This is a genomic window from Streptococcus phocae, assembly GCF_001302265.1.
GTDB classification, from domain to species: domain Bacteria; phylum Bacillota; class Bacilli; order Lactobacillales; family Streptococcaceae; genus Streptococcus; species Streptococcus phocae.
In genome coordinates, this window is sequence record NZ_LHQM01000024.1 from 1 (window position 1) to 17,014 (window position 17,014).

The 17,014-nt window shown below is 39.0% G+C and carries 20 protein-coding genes and 2 tRNA genes; all 22 read right to left on the reverse strand.

Annotation, left to right across the window (positions count from 1 at the left end):
* Positions 1 to 1,486: phage tail spike protein (locus AKK44_RS05795; RefSeq protein ID WP_054278902.1), on the reverse strand; the 1,486-nt coding region annotated here is incomplete at its 3' end.
* A complete protein-coding gene (locus AKK44_RS05800) occupies positions 1,483 to 2,190 on the reverse strand; it encodes a distal tail protein Dit (protein WP_054278903.1) in 708 nt (235 codons plus the stop codon). The genes AKK44_RS05800 and AKK44_RS05795, both read right to left, overlap by 4 nt.
* Positions 2,190 to 6,293 (reverse strand): phage tail tape measure protein, encoded by a 4,104-nt coding sequence (locus AKK44_RS05805; protein ID WP_054278904.1) that lies wholly within the window; start codon positions 6,291 to 6,293, stop codon positions 2,190 to 2,192. The genes AKK44_RS05800 and AKK44_RS05805 overlap by 1 nt, the downstream gene beginning before the upstream one ends.
* Before the next feature lie 12 nt (positions 6,294 to 6,305).
* Entirely contained in the window at positions 6,306 to 6,473 is a 168-nt protein-coding gene (locus tag AKK44_RS09110) for a hypothetical protein (protein WP_014411856.1), read from the reverse strand.
* 29 nt (positions 6,474 to 6,502) lie between these two features.
* Complete coding sequence (gpG, locus tag AKK44_RS05810) at positions 6,503 to 6,829, reverse strand: phage tail assembly chaperone G (protein ID WP_054278905.1); 327 nt, start codon at positions 6,827 to 6,829, stop codon at positions 6,503 to 6,505.
* Positions 6,830 to 6,878: 49 nt separating this feature from the next.
* Positions 6,879 to 7,454, reverse strand: a complete 576-nt coding sequence (locus AKK44_RS05815; RefSeq protein WP_054278906.1) for a major tail protein — start codon at positions 7,452 to 7,454, stop codon at positions 6,879 to 6,881.
* Between the two features lie 15 nt (positions 7,455 to 7,469).
* The gene (locus AKK44_RS05820) at positions 7,470 to 7,895 is read right to left on the reverse strand and encodes a hypothetical protein (protein WP_054278907.1); all 426 of its coding nucleotides are present in this window, start codon (positions 7,893 to 7,895) and stop codon (positions 7,470 to 7,472) included.
* On the reverse strand, positions 7,892 to 8,269 hold the full coding sequence (locus tag AKK44_RS05825; RefSeq protein ID WP_054278908.1) for an HK97-gp10 family putative phage morphogenesis protein: 378 nt from the start codon (positions 8,267 to 8,269) through the stop codon (positions 7,892 to 7,894). Before AKK44_RS05825 ends, AKK44_RS05820 begins: the two co-directional genes overlap by 4 nt.
* Positions 8,266 to 8,613 carry a phage head closure protein gene (locus AKK44_RS05830; protein WP_054278909.1) on the reverse strand — a complete coding sequence of 116 codons (348 nt, stop codon included), beginning with the start codon at positions 8,611 to 8,613 and terminating at the stop codon, positions 8,266 to 8,268. The genes AKK44_RS05825 and AKK44_RS05830 overlap by 4 nt, the downstream gene beginning before the upstream one ends.
* A complete protein-coding gene (locus AKK44_RS05835; protein ID WP_054278910.1) occupies positions 8,610 to 8,912 on the reverse strand; it encodes a head-tail connector protein in 303 nt (100 codons plus the stop codon). The genes AKK44_RS05830 and AKK44_RS05835 overlap by 4 nt, the downstream gene beginning before the upstream one ends.
* 135 nt (positions 8,913 to 9,047) lie before the next feature.
* Entirely contained in the window at positions 9,048 to 10,229 is a 1,182-nt protein-coding gene (locus tag AKK44_RS05840) for a phage major capsid protein (protein WP_054278911.1), read from the reverse strand.
* A 24-nt stretch (positions 10,230 to 10,253) separates the two neighbouring features.
* Entirely contained in the window at positions 10,254 to 10,919 is a 666-nt protein-coding gene (locus AKK44_RS05845; protein WP_054278912.1) for a head maturation protease, ClpP-related, read from the reverse strand.
* Complete coding sequence (locus AKK44_RS05850) at positions 10,897 to 12,117, reverse strand: phage portal protein (protein ID WP_054278913.1); 1,221 nt, start codon at positions 12,115 to 12,117, stop codon at positions 10,897 to 10,899. The genes AKK44_RS05845 and AKK44_RS05850 overlap by 23 nt, the downstream gene beginning before the upstream one ends.
* A 69-nt stretch (positions 12,118 to 12,186) precedes the next feature.
* Positions 12,187 to 12,765 (reverse strand): hypothetical protein, encoded by a 579-nt coding sequence (locus AKK44_RS05855; RefSeq protein WP_054278914.1) that lies wholly within the window; start codon positions 12,763 to 12,765, stop codon positions 12,187 to 12,189.
* A gap of 96 nt (positions 12,766 to 12,861) precedes the next feature.
* On the reverse strand, positions 12,862 to 13,113 hold the full coding sequence (locus tag AKK44_RS05860) for a DUF6275 family protein (protein WP_054278915.1): 252 nt from the start codon (positions 13,111 to 13,113) through the stop codon (positions 12,862 to 12,864).
* Between the two features lies 1 nt (position 13,114).
* A complete protein-coding gene (locus tag AKK44_RS05865; protein WP_054278916.1) occupies positions 13,115 to 13,363 on the reverse strand; it encodes a hypothetical protein in 249 nt (82 codons plus the stop codon).
* The gene (locus tag AKK44_RS09115; protein WP_169750801.1) at positions 13,360 to 13,527 is read right to left on the reverse strand and encodes a hypothetical protein; all 168 of its coding nucleotides are present in this window, start codon (positions 13,525 to 13,527) and stop codon (positions 13,360 to 13,362) included. The genes AKK44_RS05865 and AKK44_RS09115 overlap by 4 nt, the downstream gene beginning before the upstream one ends.
* Positions 13,524 to 15,278 carry a terminase large subunit gene (locus AKK44_RS05870; protein WP_054278917.1) on the reverse strand — a complete coding sequence of 585 codons (1,755 nt, stop codon included), beginning with the start codon at positions 15,276 to 15,278 and terminating at the stop codon, positions 13,524 to 13,526. The genes AKK44_RS09115 and AKK44_RS05870 overlap by 4 nt, the downstream gene beginning before the upstream one ends.
* A gap of 14 nt (positions 15,279 to 15,292) precedes the next feature.
* Positions 15,293 to 15,760: a phage terminase small subunit P27 family gene (locus AKK44_RS05875; protein WP_054278918.1), complete on the reverse strand. Its 468-nt coding sequence runs from the start codon at positions 15,758 to 15,760 to the stop codon at positions 15,293 to 15,295.
* A gap of 163 nt (positions 15,761 to 15,923) precedes the next feature.
* Positions 15,924 to 16,268 carry an HNH endonuclease gene (locus AKK44_RS05880; protein ID WP_054278919.1) on the reverse strand — a complete coding sequence of 115 codons (345 nt, stop codon included), beginning with the start codon at positions 16,266 to 16,268 and terminating at the stop codon, positions 15,924 to 15,926.
* Between the two features lie 187 nt (positions 16,269 to 16,455).
* Positions 16,456 to 16,564: transfer RNA gene (locus tag AKK44_RS08890), tRNA-Cys, on the reverse strand.
* Positions 16,565 to 16,858: 294 nt separating this feature from the next.
* Positions 16,859 to 16,924: transfer RNA gene (locus AKK44_RS08895), tRNA-OTHER, on the reverse strand.
* Positions 16,925 to 17,014 lie beyond the last annotated feature (90 nt).

The window sequence follows — 17,014 nt, forward strand, 5'->3', positions numbered from 1 at the left end:
TTTGAGTGCGTTCGTCTATTTTTTCTTGCTCTTCTCTGATTTTTTCAATCTCTTTCAGAGCTTCATCAAAAGCCCTTTGGCCAAAGTTAAGATCTTCTGTGTCAATGATTTTGACCCATTGATTACCATCCCATAGCCATGTCCGCTGATACTTGCCGTTTTTCTCAAACCAGTAATCACCTATCTTATGCTCGACGTTGTCATCTGGTTTTTCGTACCAGACACGATTGCCGTTAATATCTAGGAGATACTTAGGTAGATTAAGTTCGAACTCTTTTTGATTATTCGCTATAATTTTTTGGCTATTCTCAAGCGCATTGATGCGTTCTGACATACCACCCGTTAGACTCTTAGAAAACGACTGACCAACCGTACCAAGTTTTATCGTGTGATTGCTATCTGTGTAGACGTCATAAACAATCTCGACAACTTTTTCGGTCTCAGTTGTAATACCGAATTTCGGATAGTAAAGCGGTACAATGTCGCAAAGCTCTACTTCTTCCATGACCCTAAAATCTTGATAGTCAAGCGTTTGCGATAAATCGATATAATCGACTTCAATGCTAACTTTAGGAGCGCCTACATTATTATCTTTAAGATATTTCTGAGCTAACTTGCGGATTTCTTCGACTGTTGGCTCTTTTTTATTTTTGTCATCGGTAAAATGACTAGATAAATCAACGAGTTGTATTCTGCGTTGAGAATATAAATCGACATAGGACCCATCGACGATAAATTCGGGCAGTGTCACCAGTTGTTCTTCTGGTTGTTCATGTTCTCCTACATGCGGTTTACCAGGGGCTTCCTCTTGCGATTTTGGTTGCGGAGTATATCGAACATATGGGTAGATAGATGTGTAATTGCCATCTAGTAGTCGTTCTTCTTCAACACTTACAATGTTTCGTCCGTACTCCAAAACTGTAGGAGCTTTACGCCCCATTTGTTTGTGTAAAATAATAGTGCGATTGTCAAACTCATACTCACCGCCATAGACGTCTAAGATAGATCCAGCGACACCGCCCAAAGCACCTCGAGCGTTGCCTATTTTATCTATCTCCCAGTTAAAACTACCAAGCATCAAAATGTCGCTCTTGATGTCGAATTTGTCGTCACCCACAAGGTTTTCTTGCCAGATTTCCAGAGCAGATTCGGCGTCTACGCTAGACCCGCTAACGAATGGTTTTAGAGCAATATCTTGCGTGCGCATTGAGATGTGACGCGCAAAAATCTCGATGTGGTCTTTGCTATTCCGTATCACGCGATTGATTTCAAATGTTTGCCACTTGGTTCTTCGCCCAGCGTCAGACTTAATCTTCATCTCCTCTTTGAAAACCGATGCCAATGCTCCGTCAAGAGGATATTTGATATATAGCGAGTAGTTGCCATTGCGTTCTCGAGTAGCTTTAACTTCATAAGCATCTGCAATCTCACCAAGCCCAAAAGTCCTAAACTTGGTTTCTTTGGCTTCGTACAAAACTGGTATCATACTTTAACCCCCCAATTCGGGATAGCTGTGATGGTAAAATTACCAGTCCATGAGATGTTATTTTGACCAACATCGAAAAGAGGCATGCGGTGATGCTCTGTTCTGACAATATTATCCCATGCTGATAAAACATCTTTGTAGACGAGATGCCTTTCCATGTCTATGACGAGCTCTCCTTGCACATTTTCAAAACCTGTTTCAAAACCATTGATAGTTATGACGCCGTTACCGCTACCTTTAATTTTAATCAAAGGTTTAGCTTGAACGTTACCAGGATTTTGCAGTGTACCACCATTGACGAGAGATATCTCTTGCTTGCCCATTTTTAGGTATTTGATAGGGTGGATTAAAAAGTTAATCTTTAATCTACCAAATTGATTTAGTATCTCGTCTATCTCAAATAGATTAATAACACTAGCACGATAGATATAATTATTGTCCCAAGATAAAACTAAGTCATGCCAACCCTTTACGTGTAGCCATTCGCTTATTCTTTGCTCGTTAACCGTCACATCGCCAACCAAAGAAAAAGGAAAATCTTGCTCAATAACTTTCAATCTATCGTTATCTTTCAGGAGCGCTCCATCTCGGCCATCGACTTCGATAAAATCGACGTCATTATTAGTTGACCTTATCGAGCGTTCACGCTCTAGCAACAAACCAAATTTATCGCTTTTTGTTCCATTGAACTCGATGTATCGCATTAAGCCAACCTCCCTTTCTCTCCATTTGTATAGTAAGCTAATTCTCTGATTAGTCGTTTCATATTTTCTTGGCTAAACATGTCGCTAGAACCACCACTATTAGTAGCATTTAACGTGTAGTTATTTGTGACGTTTTGGTTATCTTTATTTTTGAGCAATTTAATCAGCTCTGACATTTGAGGGTCAGTATTTATAATCACTTGACCTTTATCTTGCACATTTTTTAAACGAGTTGTTAGACTAGCGATTTTAGTATCATCAAAACCTATTCCGTTAGCATAATGCGGAAATAGTTGTCTTGTACGACTAGCTCTTAAGACCTTTGAGCCTCTCGGCAAAGGCAAGATAACGTTTCTTCCTTCTGGAATAAACGACTCCCCTGTCGGCAAAGTAACCAATTCTTTGTACAGCGGACCTCTCTGGTCATTGACCATTGCTAATCCTCCAGGGTGGTAATTAGTACCTTTTTCGTGCCCAAAAATCTTGCGGACGAACGTTGTAATAGTTGTCGTCACGCTTCGAGGTATTCTGGCTAAGGACCCTATGACACCTTCAGCGACCCTACTCGCACTATCTCGTGCTCTAATATTTGCTGGATTTTTTTGCTTAGGCCTATTTACAGCTCTATTAGCAGAATTAACGTCTGGTCCTGTCTTATCTGAGGCATTAATATCAGCTGGCACTCGCTGTTTAACTTTGTCAATCTTGCTTTGTGCCGATTGAGTATCTCCTGCCGTTTGATCAGTAGCATTAATTCCTGCTGGCACTTCTTGTTTCACACCATTAATAGTTATGCCTGCCTCTAGGGCCGGTTGTCCTGTTTCGTTGCTTGCATCAATAATGACAGTCTTTCCTGTTAGAGAGTTAACAGCTTGTTGCGCTTTGTTAACATCTTCTCCCGTCAAGTCTCTAGCTAGCAATTCTTTTTGTTGCGGAGTTAGTAGGTTCCATTTGTTCAAAGCGTTTATCGCACCATCTGCGCTATTTAAGAAGCTATTATTTTCACCAAGCAGTTTTTTAATTTCTTCTGGCAGTGCGTTCCATTGTTTAAGAGCTGTTTCGCTTTCTAAAATAGCTTCAATCGCAGGCTTGTTATTGGTTACTAATGCTTTTTCAGCTGGCGATAAACTTTCCCACTGATCGTTCGCAATAAGCGCTTCTCCAATTGCTATTTTTGCATTCGTTTCAAGATTTGCGTGTTTGAGAGTAAATTTCATCTGCTCCCAACCACCTTCTGCTTGAAGCGCTTTTTGGATTTCTTCTTGGGCGTTAGTTTTAACCGTCCCTTTTTTTGCATCCCAGACCAGGCTGTTCCATTGAGAATTTGCCAACTTTGTTTGCTCGGACGCATCTTTTGTTGTTTGAGCCCACAAAGAATTAGCAGCCTGTATCTTAGAAGAAGCTTTTGTTGTCTTTTCCATCAATTGTTCATAAGACAAACCTAGCTCTTGCATTTGTTTCTGGACATTCTTGATGATGCCTTCCTGGACTTGAGGGTCTTGACCTAACAACTCTCCTTGCAATAGTTTTTTGCGAATAGCTGCGTACTTTTGACCAAAAGCATCCATTTTAGCTTGATGTTCTGCTTCTAATTCTTGCAATCTAGCGTGTATTTCCGCTCTAGCCTTGACTGCTTCTTGACCATCGCCTTTAATGTCGTCATATAGTTTTTTAAGATTTTTGCGTCTCTTTTTATAAGATTTATTTTCTTCTTCAATCCACTTTTGGGTGACATTTAAAGCTTTACTCAATTGCTCTTTATTTAAACTATCTAACTCGCCGTTCATCGCTTTTGTGATAGCAACGCGTTCTTTTTTAGAGAATTTCATAAGAGATAATTGTGTATTAATCATCTCATTCTGATTTTCTAAAACAATCGCTTTTTCTTCAGTTGTTAGTTGTCGATGTTGTTCGCTAGCGTTGCGATAAATATTGATAACTTCATCTGACATCTGTTGAACGTTAGCTACAGTTTGATTTGCTTGATTTTTAATTTCAGCAATTGTTTCTGCGCTCAAACCTAAAGCTTTTGCGACGTCAAGTTTTTTCTTTAAATCCTTGTTTTGTAGTTTCTCTATCTCATCTACAAGACCTTCAAAAGCTTTTTTAACATTATTGATGCTAGAAGAGCTATCGCTTCCAAAGGTGGTCATGGCAAGATTAGTTTCATCAACTTTGTTTTTAAAAGCTTGTAGCTCGTTAGCTTGTACTTGGCTAACTTTAGTGCCCCAATCTTCTGTTCGCTTTCGGGCTTTATACATACTATCAGCAATTAAACCTATACCGATAACCGCCGCGCCACCCAAAAGCACACCCCAAGTCACAGGATTGCTTAATAGCGCTACGGCGCCAGCCATACCTCCCATAGATGCCGCTGTCGCTTCTGCTCCAGCACCCGCTGCAATCGCTCCAGTTTTAAAAGTACGTAGCCAGCCTGATAAAGCACCTAGCCCTCGACTCATCTTGCCGATAGCTTGAATGGTACCGCCGATAATACCAATGCCTTTCCCTAAGACAGATAAAGCCGGGCCAGCCGCTGCTGCAATCAGACCCCATTTAATAATTTGTTGTTGTTGCTCTTTATCAAGAGAATTAAACTTCTTGGCTAAATCAGCCGCCATTTGGATAATCGGCTTCCCTACTTCGAGTCCATTTCGTAAAGCGTCAACCAAAGGGCCACCGAACTCAATCGCTACATCAGTGACTTCATTTTTAAGCATTTTAAGCTTAGACTCTGTCGTTTCGTAGCGTTTGTTGGCTTCATCTGTCAATGCTGTGTTTTCTTTCCAAGCTTTATTAGAAGTGTCTAGCGCTTTGCCTAACGTCTCAGATGCCAACCCCAGAGATTTCAACATGTTAGATTGACGAATCCCACTCAATCCTAATTCATCAAGAACCTTTGTGGCACTTTCGCCTTTTTTATCTAACTGGCCAAGACCTTTAATAAACTCTTGTAATGCAACAATCGGTTTATCTTTCCACGCTTTTGCAAAATCAGCAGATGACATGTTTGCAATTTGTGCAAATTTATTTAAATTGTCACCTCCAGATGCGACTGCACGTTCAATAGCTGATAAAGATTGAGTCATGGCTGTACCGCCGGCTTCGGCTTCAATACCAACACTTGACATTGCGGTAGCTAAAGCTAGCATTTCTTGATTGGTTAAGCCTGCGAGCTTGCCTGAGGCAGCAATGCGGTTAGTCATTGCAACAATATCTTTTTCTGTCGTCGCAAAGTTATTTCCTAACGCTACAACAGCACTCCCAAAGCGAGAGTATTCTGATGAGGCTAGACCTGTTATATTTGCGATCTTTGCGATTGATGTCGCAGCTTCTTCCGCAGACAAGTTTGTGGACTCTCCCAAATCAATCATCGTTCTAGAAAAGTTCAGGATGTCTCCTGTTTTAACACCTAATTGCCCCGCAGCTTCAGCGACATGAGCAATCTCTACTGCGCTCGCTGGTAACTCTTTAGACATCTGCCTAATGCCTTGAGAGAGCTTCGCATAAGAGACTGTGGCGGTTTCATCAACCGTCTTTTTAACGCCAGCAAAAGCTGATTCATAATCGACCGCAGCTTTAATGGCATAACCGGCGCCAGCCACAATCGGAGCTGTCACGCCTTTGGTAAACGCAGCCCCAACCCCACTCAAAGAATTTCCAAACGACTTCATTCTACTGCCCATTTTTTCGGCAGCTTTGCCAAAACGAGTGAAAACACTAGTTTCTGTCGCCAAAGACCGCAATCTGTTTTGCAATTCTGTGACCTTTGCGGCAGTCTCAATCATAGCTGATTTTGCGCCAATCAGTTTTTGCTTTTGTTCGGCAGTGGCATTATTGACATCGCCAATTTCGTTTTTTAAGTTGCTGTATTTTTGCGATTGTTTCTTCAGTAGTTCTTGATAACCTTTTAAAGCACTACCTGTTTCAGAATAAATAGCCCTAAGACCTTTAATTCGTCCGCCGTGCCCTTGAAAGCTTTTTTCAACAGCTTTTAACGAGTTATCTAAAGTTTTCATGTATGTTTTAAGATTTCTCGTATTTGACATGAACGGTGATATGTCTAATGTTGCCGTTGCTACTAAATCACCTATATTCCCCATTTCGTCTCCTTTCTAGCCGAAAAGGAATGGGAATGCCTTGTCCAAGGTTGTTTCAATCACTTCTTCTTTTTCGACAGTTTCAATTTCTAGCGCTTGTACCATCAATTCGATGTCTGATAAGCGCATTTTTTTAATATCTAAAATCGTATAGCCGTTCTTTAATAGACTTTGTACCCACATGAGCAAATTATCTTTGGCTTCTTGAGGGGTTATTGTTCCTTTTTTTCGGTTTCTTCTTCCTCACGCTCGCCACCAAGCGCATCAATGTATAGATCGTTTAAAATATTTAAAACAGTCATATCAGATTGCTTTAAATCATCAACAGTAAATTGACCAGCATACATGTCAACAAACATTTGCAAGTATGATTCATTCAGTTTCCTATGCGCTTTAGAATCAAGTCGTCTTTTCTCGTCGCTAAACACAGCGCTTTGTCTGACTTGGTGCTCAACAGCTAACAAATTATCTTCGACATTGATAAAGTCTTTCGAAAAAGTTTTATCTACGCCGCCCTTTTTTAAGGTAATTTCGTACATTTTTTACTCCTTATCAAAAACAAAAGGCCGGAATAATCCGACCTAGCTCTTAATCTTCTCCTAAAACAGTTGCACCAGCAAATACCATTTTTTTGAATTCGCTTAGTTTGAATTCCGGGGCATCTTCACGACCTATGAAGTAAACATCTCCTTCTTCACCACGTCCTACGAAATTACCTGTTACAGTGTCTGGTTCTGGACTTGGTGCGCCATCTTTTGTTTTGGCTTCTAGTCCCGGCACGTTAAATTTACCTTTAAGCAAACCTACCCAAACCGCTTTCCCGTCTTCCATGCTAGTTCGGAAAATACATGTAATGTTGTTTGGTGTCAAAGATTTATTGTATTTTTCAATACCGTTATCAACGGAAATACCGAAGAAATCTTTACGAGCGTCTGATGTTAAATCAAGCACTTTGACTTCCAGTTTGGTGTCTGTAATACCACCAGAAATAACAACGTAAGGGCCATCATCAGCAGAGATAGTCACTAATTCATTAGTGATGTCTAGTTTTGCTTCTGTTATCCCCGGCACTTTCTTAATACCGCCTATTTTTGTTTTTAAAGTATCGTCATCGCCTAAAACGGCATATTGAAAATCACGTAATCCAAATTTTACTTTTCCCATTTTTTCCTCTTTTCGTTAATTAAAATCAAAATAGCGATACTTTCTTACATTCATTAGTAAGTCGATATCGCTATCTTTATATCTTGGTTTTTCATTTGCGGTATATCTTTCAAAACCGCCTTTTTTTAAAATATTATCTATACATTTTGCAATCTGGTCAGATTCTGACGCTGTTTTACACCAAAAATTGATCGTGATACGTTGTTCGTTGCAAAGTATCTCATCGTCCGCGTAATCGACAGGACCATCTAACGTCGTGTTAATTCGCATGAATGGCGCCAACTCTGCTTTTCGCAAGTCGATTGGGTTATCGGGGATATCATAAGTAAATATCCCTTGCTTAAATCCATTTTTGAACGGACCACCCCTGAGCCTATCTAACAGCTCATTTAGTGTCTTATCGTTACTTAATAATTTATAAGCTGTCGTTTCAGCAATCAAAGTCCTAGTCCCTCCTTCACTTTTTTAGCGTAAATCTGCTTAGCTTTTGGCGTCATTTGATTGATTGTTCTTTCTTTAAAGTCCTGACCGCGTTGGTAAATCGTCCCATCATTGGGATAATGAGCGCGCCAGCCTGTGGTTTTACCGTAGCCAATTTCTTTTGAAACAATACCGACATTAGCCCCTTTAAAACCACTGATAGCAGTGTCTTCTTGCAATCTATCTTTCGTTTCAAAAGCATAAACAGGGGTGTTTGCTTTAAGGTTTTTTTCAAACTCCTTAGCAACCTCTGTGACAGCTGACTTTGCTGTTTTAGGAGCTTTTACTTCAAGCTTTGTAAGATTAGCCAAAATTTCATCTAACCCCTTCGTCACGACAAACTCACCCCACTTATCATAATCATATCCTTACCAGATTCGTCAGATTCGATTTTATCTATCTTATAGATACGATTGTTAAATTCAACAAACATCGTGTTATCGATAGATAATTTAGGATTGTATCTAATCAAAAACACTTTAGTATCTTTGTTGGTAGGTAGATTGCTAGCGTTTTGATACTTTGATTGATAATTAAAATCTCTTAATTGAGTTTTTAGCACTTCTGCCCAGCAGGTATATAAGTCTTTTCTGACAGCAGATACTACTTCACCGTCATCGTTCTGTCCACCTGACCGACTAAAAATTGTTATCCTGACGTTCATTTTGCGTGTAATCATGAATCATCACCTCTCAATCGCAATTGATGGATAATGTTCAAAACACCATTTGCCAACGGATAGCGCATACTATCCGCAGACAAACCGCGATGATCGTACTCCTCCTTGACTTGCTTTTTGACCGCTAAAGCAAATTTAGCGTGACCTTTAAACATTTCAGAAGTAGAACCATCTTCTATTGCAAAACAGATTTGTTCTTGAGCAGATTCAATCATTTCTTTAATAATGTCATCTTCAAAATCAAAGTCAATCTTACAATAGAGCTTCACACTGTCTAGTAATTCCTTAGATACAGCCATAGCTATACCTCTTCAACGCCCGCAAGCCTCAATAATTCAGCTTTTAAAGCACGCTCTTCAAAATGAATTTCTTTGCTTCTTAGATAGCGTTTTATATCTTCGACAGTACTACTTTTCGTAGGTTTCGCCTCCTTCTCAGAGGCTTTCGCTGGGTGTGAATGTTACGTAGTATCCAGCTTTTTCATCAACTTTAGAGACACCAAAACGAAGAACCGCTTGCAAATATTGACCGTAAATTTCGTTATCTGCCCAACGAAGTCCTAGCTCTTTGCGGTCTGCAAACAAAACGCCACGTTTGAAATCTCCGACAAAAGCTGTATTAGCGCCTAAAACTTCATCAGCCAACACAAAAACAGGTTTACCAAGGAACACTTTGCCAGTTACGGATGTAATTGAGTCTTGCAATAAGTAGCGACCGTTTTTGTCTTTCAAAGTATCCATAGTTTGATAAAAACTTTGGGAAACAATAAACGATACGTTGTAGGCTGGATCTAAATCGACATTAAGCAGTTTTTTGATTTCATCCAAATTTGCGACCGTTTTAGCCTTGAACGCTTTTAACACAGTTGCGATTGCATCATTAGTAGTATTAACTTTCATTTGACCGATAGTCTCAGCAACGATGCCAACCAAGTCTACATCTGCATCATCGATGGATTCTTGAGATAGTGGGATAGCTCCACGATAAGTTTTAATTTCCCATTCAACGTTCTTGAATTGTGGTTTGCCGAGTTTAGGATTTTTCTCCAACTCTTCAACACTTACCATTTTTTCTGTAGCACGTTGCAATACTGGCCATTTACCAGACGCTTTCTTAGCTGGGTGGATGTTGGTAAATTGTTTTAGATCAACAACTGTTTTCACTTCACGCGCCGGAGTATATAGGATTTCTTCGCTAGACACAGGCTTAACGTCTGTTTTCTTAATACCATCCGTTTTAGGTTCAATTGGCGTTGTTTGATTAAACGGAATAAGAACTTCGTCTTTACCTTCGAAACGCAAATCTTCATTTACGACTTTACCTTTTGTGCGAATGAATTCATTAACACTTTCGCGATAGTCCTTAGTTTCTTGTATCACTTCTTTTCCTCCAATGTTTTCTGCACCGCCTTGTTCAAAACTTGATTCAAATAATTTCAAATCGTTTTCTGCTTCTGCTAATTTTGCTTTAGCTTCTTCAATTTCTGCTTTAATTGAGCGAGCAGTGTCTAAATCATCTGATTCTAAAGCATTTTTAACTTCTGCGGTCTTAGTAGAGATTGTGCTATTTAAATTAGCGATAGTCGCTTTAATTTCTTTAATTTTTTCGTCAAACATAAATTCCTCCAATAAAAAAAGAGCTTATAGCCCTTGTAAAATTTCTTCTTTTTCGATTTCTAGTAGCATATTGCTAATTTCTTGTTTTCGTTTATTACGTCTAGCGTAATAGTCGTCAATCACGGCTTGTGGCAACATTGTGTTGTCAATGCTAGCTACCGCTTCGAACGACATCACTTCATCTGCAAAACCTTTTTCAACTGCTTCTTGCGCAGACATAAACGTCTCGTTCCGCATTAGATCCATGATTTCATCTTCAGACAGACCTGTTTTTGCAACGTAAGCATTAACAATAGCTTTATCACTAGACTTCAAAGCATTAGAAGCTCTGTCTAAATCATCACTGTTTCCAGAAACAAAATTAAATAAAGCTTTGTGCACCATCATTTGTGCAGTTGGACTCATAACAATTTTGTCCGCCCCCATAACTGCCACAGATGCAGCGCTCGCAGCCATACCAGTAATTTCTGCAGTTACTTTTCCTTTGTAATTTCGCAAAGCGGTATAGATTTCACTTCCAACAGTAACTAAACCGCCGTTTGAATTAACTTCCAAAACAATATCGCTATTATCTTCGGGGAGTTGTTCAACAATACTTTTAGCACTGACAGCTTCCATTCCATAATAGTCATATACTTCTTGTGAATTATTAGCAATTAATGGCCCTTTAAGATTTACCCTCTTTGGCATTTACCTCACCTCCTTTCCCTTTGAGACCCACTTTGTCCTGATATTCTTCTTTTTTGTCTAAAAAGACGTAGTTCAGGCTCGACTGATATCTGTCCATATTTGGATCTGTTGATTTTTGCTTACCGAGCTCAATAAGTCCTTGATTAGGCGTCAATATTTGATTATTAACCAGTTTGACAATCTCATCAACATTACGACCAGTAACACTCCGTGTGTCGAACTCGATACGATAAACTCGTTTATCTGAATCACTCAACGTCTTAAGACCTATCTCACTTGTGATAGCATCAAAATAAAACGGCAAGTCGTTCGTGACATAATCTTCCATTAATTGAGCCACGGACTGATTAGGGCTGTTTACTCCCAATTTGTAACTAGGTACTCGCAAAGCTTTAGCAATCTGAGCGGTTGAAAAATTGTTGCTTGTAATTAATTGCAATACGTTAGTATCGATTTGAAGCGGCGTATATTCTTGCGTATCATCGAATACTAAAGGGCTACCACCAATTGCACCCTCACGCATTTTTTCAAATTCAACTCTGGCTCTCTTACGTGCTTCACCACTTAATTGAGCGCCTTTCATTTTTAAAATACCACTCGAAAAACCATCTTTGAAGAACTTAATTAAGGTATTTATACCACCTTTTTGCAGGTCTATCTCATCACCCAAAGACAGTAAAGGAGACCTGCCTAAAATCGTATCGTGGCTAAAAAATTTCCAGTGGACAACATCATGAGCGAAACATTTTATTTGTTTTCCTGTCAAACTATCAGTGAACGTATAAACGATTTCATGACTATCCGTTTCCTCAACCGTTGTTTCGGATGGTCTGTAAAACTGAAATTGCAGTGCTTGACCTGTTTTTGGATCGCGCAGAATGCGAGAAAACGAATTGCCCGTCAAAATAGCATTAACCGCCATTGCAAACTTCCAAGTTCGTGCGCTAGCGTTTTTCGTTGATTTAACGTTTAAGAGATAATTAATGTCTTCATCGTGAATGATGTCACCATTAACATCTTTTTTGACAAGTGGGAATCGGGCGATGTCTCCAGCAATAATCGATGTAGCTGTTAACACATCGCTATTTTTTAAAGCGGACACACCTAAATATTTTTGAGAAACATCACCGGCCAAAACAGATGATATGTAATCATCATAAGACACCTTTGAACTTCCCAAAGGTTGAAAAAAACTCATAGATTTCTCACCTCCTTTCTAAAAAGGGCATAAAAAAAGCACCTATTAGGTGCTTAAGCTATAATTTTCCTATTCAAATCTCCATGTGACACCGCTATATGACAAATCAAAATTTTTCTCGGTTGGAGAACCAAAAACTTGTACCATGTTTACTTTTTGACCGGCGTTCAGTCCGTCTGGCATTCCCGAAGAAACTCCCTCTTGATATGGCTTCCACAGGCCCATTTCTCCGTTATTAGATAGTAATTCAAAACTCCCTATATCTATAAATTTATCGGTTGTATTTTCAAAAGTTGTTTTAACGACAACAGGAATCAAATTACCAAAATCTTGAGAAGAAGACTCCGAATTAAGTTGCAAGTTCTTATCAACAGTAATTGAATCTACTGTTATTTTTAGACCAGTTGAATTTGTGTAGTCTTCTTTTGAAAAAGTATAACTATCTCCTGGTTTTAAAATCTTAGAATTACTTTTTTGTTCACTGCTATTATTTTCTTCAATCTTGCTTACACTTTCTGGTTGTTTCGCCGTTTCCATTTCATTTACTGTTAAAGCTAGCGAAATAGTTGTAAATAAAAATACAAGAGCAATCAAACCTAAACCAACTTCAAGCCAAAAGCGCCATTGTTTCCAAAGTTTCTTTTTCATAATCTCCTCCTTGTTATGAGGCTATTATACCGTTTTCAAAAGAAACAAACAATATGAACTGTATATTATTTCCCCCACTTACGTTTGTAGTTTTTCTTAAATAGCTCGATTTGAGACTTTAGCATAAACATCTACGTAAGTCTCTTTTTTATCGCCATTATGTGTTACTTCTGCATAATCACCGCATGCTTCATCTGATTTGATTTTATTTGTACCAACTAACGCTTTCCAATTTTGCAACGTCTTACTAAACCAGACTACAAAACAGTCTTCTGGTTTGATTTCACGACCAGAAAGACGTGTAAATTCTTGTGATGCTAGTTCTTTAGCTTTTTCTGTATATTCCATATTATTTCTTCCCCCACTTACGTTTGTAGTTTTTCTTAATATAATCAACATCATCACCGATAGACTTGATAGCTACTTGATTGTCTAGAGTAATAGCTGACAATCTTGCACTTAAATTTGTAACTGTTGACTCTAAATGTGAGATTCTATCGTTCTGATTCTTAATCGCTTCTGCTTGCATGGCATTTTCTGCGTTCAGCATCACAATTGCTGTTTCCAATTTACGTTTCTTTTTGATCCGTTTACTCATTTTCTTCCTCCGATGCTATCGACATAGATAGCCAAAATAACTAAAATAATACCACTAGCGATAAAACCAACCTTATCGCCAAACAAAAACATGCCATAAATTAGCAAGCATAGTCCAATCAATAAGAACAATGTATGAATGTTCCTTAAAATAAAACCAATCAAAATAGCGTCTCACCTCCCAATATTTTTTCATCTGTCCAATAACCAGAACCATCAAATGGCTCTAGATAGCACACAGCGTAACCATCCAACGCGGCATCAAGAGGATCAATCTTATTGCTATTCTTATTCTTGTCAATCCTCATGCCGTTATTGTCAGTTTTGATATAAGCGTTATTGATAGCCATTGTTAGCAATGGATTTCCAGAGTGCTTTATTTTGCCTTTTTTGAGGTCGTCGCGGAATTGTTTTGTGGGCATATTCAACACCATTGTCGTCTGAGAAACTTCGATGAGAGGCCATTCTGGATGCCTTTTTTCAATCATTGTAAGCAACGTTCCAAACTGGTAAGGATCGAAACAAATCCCATTAACTTCCCAATCGTTTGAGTAAACCATTTCTTCAATTTTTTCGAGCACACGTTCATCATCTATAACGCCACTTTCTAGGGTGGTTATCTCGCAATGCCCTTGACGTTCAAGGTTGCTATAAGACACGCCGTCGCGCTTTTCCTTGGCTGTTAAACCGTACTTTGTAGCGACAAAAGAGAAACTGTCAATATACCAAAAGTCGTCCATCATAATAACAGGGCTGATGGCAAATAAGTCACTAACGCGACCAACGTCAACGCCTAGCCAAACTCTGCGCTTATGTGTGTTTGGCTTATCAATCTGAGCAAGCTCCCAAGATTGTTTATCAATATAGGATTCCTCGCTCGACTGTCGCCACATATTAAAGTTTTTGATTAACACTTTGTTGATCTCGCCAGTCTCAAGAGATACTCTGCGACGTGTTCTTAAATAATCCATGATTTTATCATGCAAGGCCTCTACTTCAAGAATTGGATTAGATTTTATCCAATTAGATTCATCCTTGATTTCCTCTTCGTTATCCTGCTCTGCAACATAACCAAAATAGCCGTCATCTACAATTTCTTCGTCTAAAATTTTAGCGATGTATGGATACTCGATTGTGTGCATAGGTACGTTTAAGTCCATGCCTGCCGTTGAAATGATTAGTATAAAAGGATTATCAAGTTGACCTTGACCGGATTCTAAAAGCTCTAACATTTCGTTTGTTTTCGATGCTGCAAATTCATCTAATACACCTACATAAGGCTCGAAACCATCTACAGCCCCAGTATCTCGACTAAGCGCTCTGATGTAAGATTCATCATGCAAGTTTTTAAGTTCATCGCGAACAATTTTCGTTGCTTTCCTGACATCGACGTCCTTACCCCTTAAAGCATCCAACTGCTTTTTAGCCATGTCCCATGCAATCTTAGCTTGAGTCCTATCGTTTGCAGTACAAAACAATTGTCTACTCATGGCAGGGTTGTGACCAAACAGAAACTCATAAAGCAAGATGCCAGCTATCAAAATCGTTTTCCCGTTTTTACGAGCAACTGAAATCATAGCTTTTCTAAAACGTCTCAAAGAGTGGTCTGTTTTTTTACGCCATCCATACAAATTCGCAATAATAAATTTTTGGAACATCGCTAAAGGATAAGGCTTACCCGTTTTAACATCTGGCAAAATCTCAATAAAATTGATAGGGTCAACTGCCTTCTTCGGTAAATAGATAAATTTAAAGTTGTCATCATCTATTTTTTTGATATCATTCAAATGTCTCAAGCACGCCTTAAAAACTTTCTTACTCGCTTTAATTTCTTCATCAACGACCATTTTTGCATAATAAAAAGCGTCATCTTTATAGATGTCGCTAATAGCTGAATAATCGTATTTTATTGTCATGACCTCCTCCCTATCTAACCACCAAATTTATCAAATATGCTTTTTGGTTTTTCTTCATCTTTAGGAATAAACATCTTCATACGACTATCTACCGTCAAACCTAATTGACTAGCGCTACTCCTGATATTCGTAGTGGCTTTTTCAAGTGTTAATATTAACGGACTTGGTATCAGACCTTTGTCTGGATCATTCACGAAATATCCAACCTCATCTAACTTTTTACTTGTCTCTTTATAAATAGAGTACCAGGTGCAATACAGCTCTAAGAGCCCTCTGTCGAGATTTCTTAGTGGTAGGTTTTGGAGGTCTCCTATGATTCTTCTGTACTCATATTTTGCTATATTATTGAAGTGTGCAGGCGGTGTTATCTGTAACTTTGTAAGACCGTCGGAGGCCTTATTTTGAGCGGTTTCTCTCACTATTTTTTCTTCTTTTGTAAGGTGTTTTTTTGTCGTTTCAACTAGTTTCAAGTTTCTTCCCATAAGACCTCCTTTACACGAATATTGACAGTTTGAAAATTTCAAAAAGGGAATTTTTTGCACGGAAAAGGGCGCGTTCTTAAGTTTCCGAACGATATAGCCCCGTTCAAAAATTAAGGGGGGATATTACGAATGTTATAGCCCTAAACTATGTTTTTATAGACTTTTATTCGCTACTATTTTTATATCTTTCTCGTATAGCTTTACTATCATTACAAGCTTTACAGCTTGCTTGCAAGTTGTTCCAATCCAATCTTTTGTTCCAATCTTTCTTGACTGAGACAATGTGATCAGTCATAGTCGCTTCTCCTCCACACATCGCACAGACATAATCACTTTGCAATAAGACTTGCTTACTTGTCTCTCTCCAAATCTTAGAGTTGTAGAACTGCTTAGTCTTTCTATCATACTTCCATCTATTACGATTGTAATCACGATACTCTGCCGCTCTATCGTCGTAGTCAACAGTAGTTCGTCTACCTCCTGAAATAGTTAGCTTCTGTGGTCTCATGTCCTAACCTCGCCAGTTAGCCTATTAATATAATGAACTAACGTCGTGTATGGAATAGTGTAGTCATTATCAAAGTATATATTACTTACTTCTTTTTCCCATTGTGGTTTGCTGTACGGGTATCTTTTTGGTCTCATATTATTCCTCCATAATAAAAAGCCACCACTAAGTGATGACTGTCATTTAATAGGAACAGTCGGAATCGAACCGACACAGCACACGACTACTTTCTCTAGAACCTTCGCCGTCATGCAGGGCGCTACCCTTACCGTTTTTCAATCACGGTTCATGTTCCTACTTTTTAGAAGAGCTAAGACCTCTCACAAAATGCTCTTCTACAGACCTTGCACGAATCGAACGTGCATAAGTGCCAGCTAGCATCACTAGGTCCACTAACCACAAGCAAGGTTGCGACCCTTGGTTTTGGACTTGTGGTTAATATGTCGGTTAGCACTGTCTTGTCCAACCTCGACATCGACTTAGCTCTGGTACGCATTGTAAAGAGGCGTTGCTAAGTCTAATAAAAACCCACACATCAGAACGTATCTGCCTTCTTAGGGGGTGTGGGGTCGCGTCCCTTCCGACGCTGATTGAGATGGCAGGAATCGAACCTGCGATATTACTTACGTAACCTTTACCATCTCATGCACATCTCAACCCACCTCTGGTCTGTCCAGTCAGTGGAATAAATAACAAGTTCGATTATAGTTAAAGTTGGCGTCTAATTAAATAGACTAATGGTAGAA

Excerpts from the sequence above, each read along its gene's own strand:
- AKK44_RS05800 (WP_054278903.1), bottom strand. The coding sequence starts at position 2,190 with ATGCGATACATCGAGTTCAATGGAACAAAAAGCGATAAATTTGGTTTG.
- AKK44_RS05805 (WP_054278904.1), bottom strand. The coding sequence starts at position 6,293 with ATGGGGAATATAGGTGATTTAGTAGCAACGGCAACATTAGACATATCA.
- AKK44_RS09110 (WP_014411856.1), bottom strand. The coding sequence starts at position 6,473 with ATGTGGGTACAAAGTCTATTAAAGAACGGCTATACGATTTTAGATATT.
- gpG (WP_054278905.1), bottom strand. The coding sequence starts at position 6,829 with ATGTACGAAATTACCTTAAAAAAGGGCGGCGTAGATAAAACTTTTTCG.
- AKK44_RS05815 (WP_054278906.1), bottom strand. The coding sequence starts at position 7,454 with ATGGGAAAAGTAAAATTTGGATTACGTGATTTTCAATATGCCGTTTTA.
- AKK44_RS05830 (WP_054278909.1), bottom strand. The coding sequence starts at position 8,613 with ATGATTACACGCAAAATGAACGTCAGGATAACAATTTTTAGTCGGTCA.
- AKK44_RS05835 (WP_054278910.1), bottom strand. The coding sequence starts at position 8,912 with ATGGCTGTATCTAAGGAATTACTAGACAGTGTGAAGCTCTATTGTAAG.
- AKK44_RS05840 (WP_054278911.1), bottom strand. The coding sequence starts at position 10,229 with ATGTTTGACGAAAAAATTAAAGAAATTAAAGCGACTATCGCTAATTTA.
- AKK44_RS05845 (WP_054278912.1), bottom strand. The coding sequence starts at position 10,919 with ATGCCAAAGAGGGTAAATCTTAAAGGGCCATTAATTGCTAATAATTCA.
- AKK44_RS05850 (WP_054278913.1), bottom strand. The coding sequence starts at position 12,117 with ATGAGTTTTTTTCAACCTTTGGGAAGTTCAAAGGTGTCTTATGATGAT.
- AKK44_RS05855 (WP_054278914.1), bottom strand. The coding sequence starts at position 12,765 with ATGAAAAAGAAACTTTGGAAACAATGGCGCTTTTGGCTTGAAGTTGGT.
- AKK44_RS05860 (WP_054278915.1), bottom strand. The coding sequence starts at position 13,113 with ATGGAATATACAGAAAAAGCTAAAGAACTAGCATCACAAGAATTTACA.
- AKK44_RS05865 (WP_054278916.1), bottom strand. The coding sequence starts at position 13,363 with ATGAGTAAACGGATCAAAAAGAAACGTAAATTGGAAACAGCAATTGTG.
- AKK44_RS05870 (WP_054278917.1), bottom strand. The coding sequence starts at position 15,278 with ATGACAATAAAATACGATTATTCAGCTATTAGCGACATCTATAAAGAT.
- AKK44_RS05875 (WP_054278918.1), bottom strand. The coding sequence starts at position 15,760 with ATGGGAAGAAACTTGAAACTAGTTGAAACGACAAAAAAACACCTTACA.
- AKK44_RS05880 (WP_054278919.1), bottom strand. The coding sequence starts at position 16,268 with ATGAGACCACAGAAGCTAACTATTTCAGGAGGTAGACGAACTACTGTT.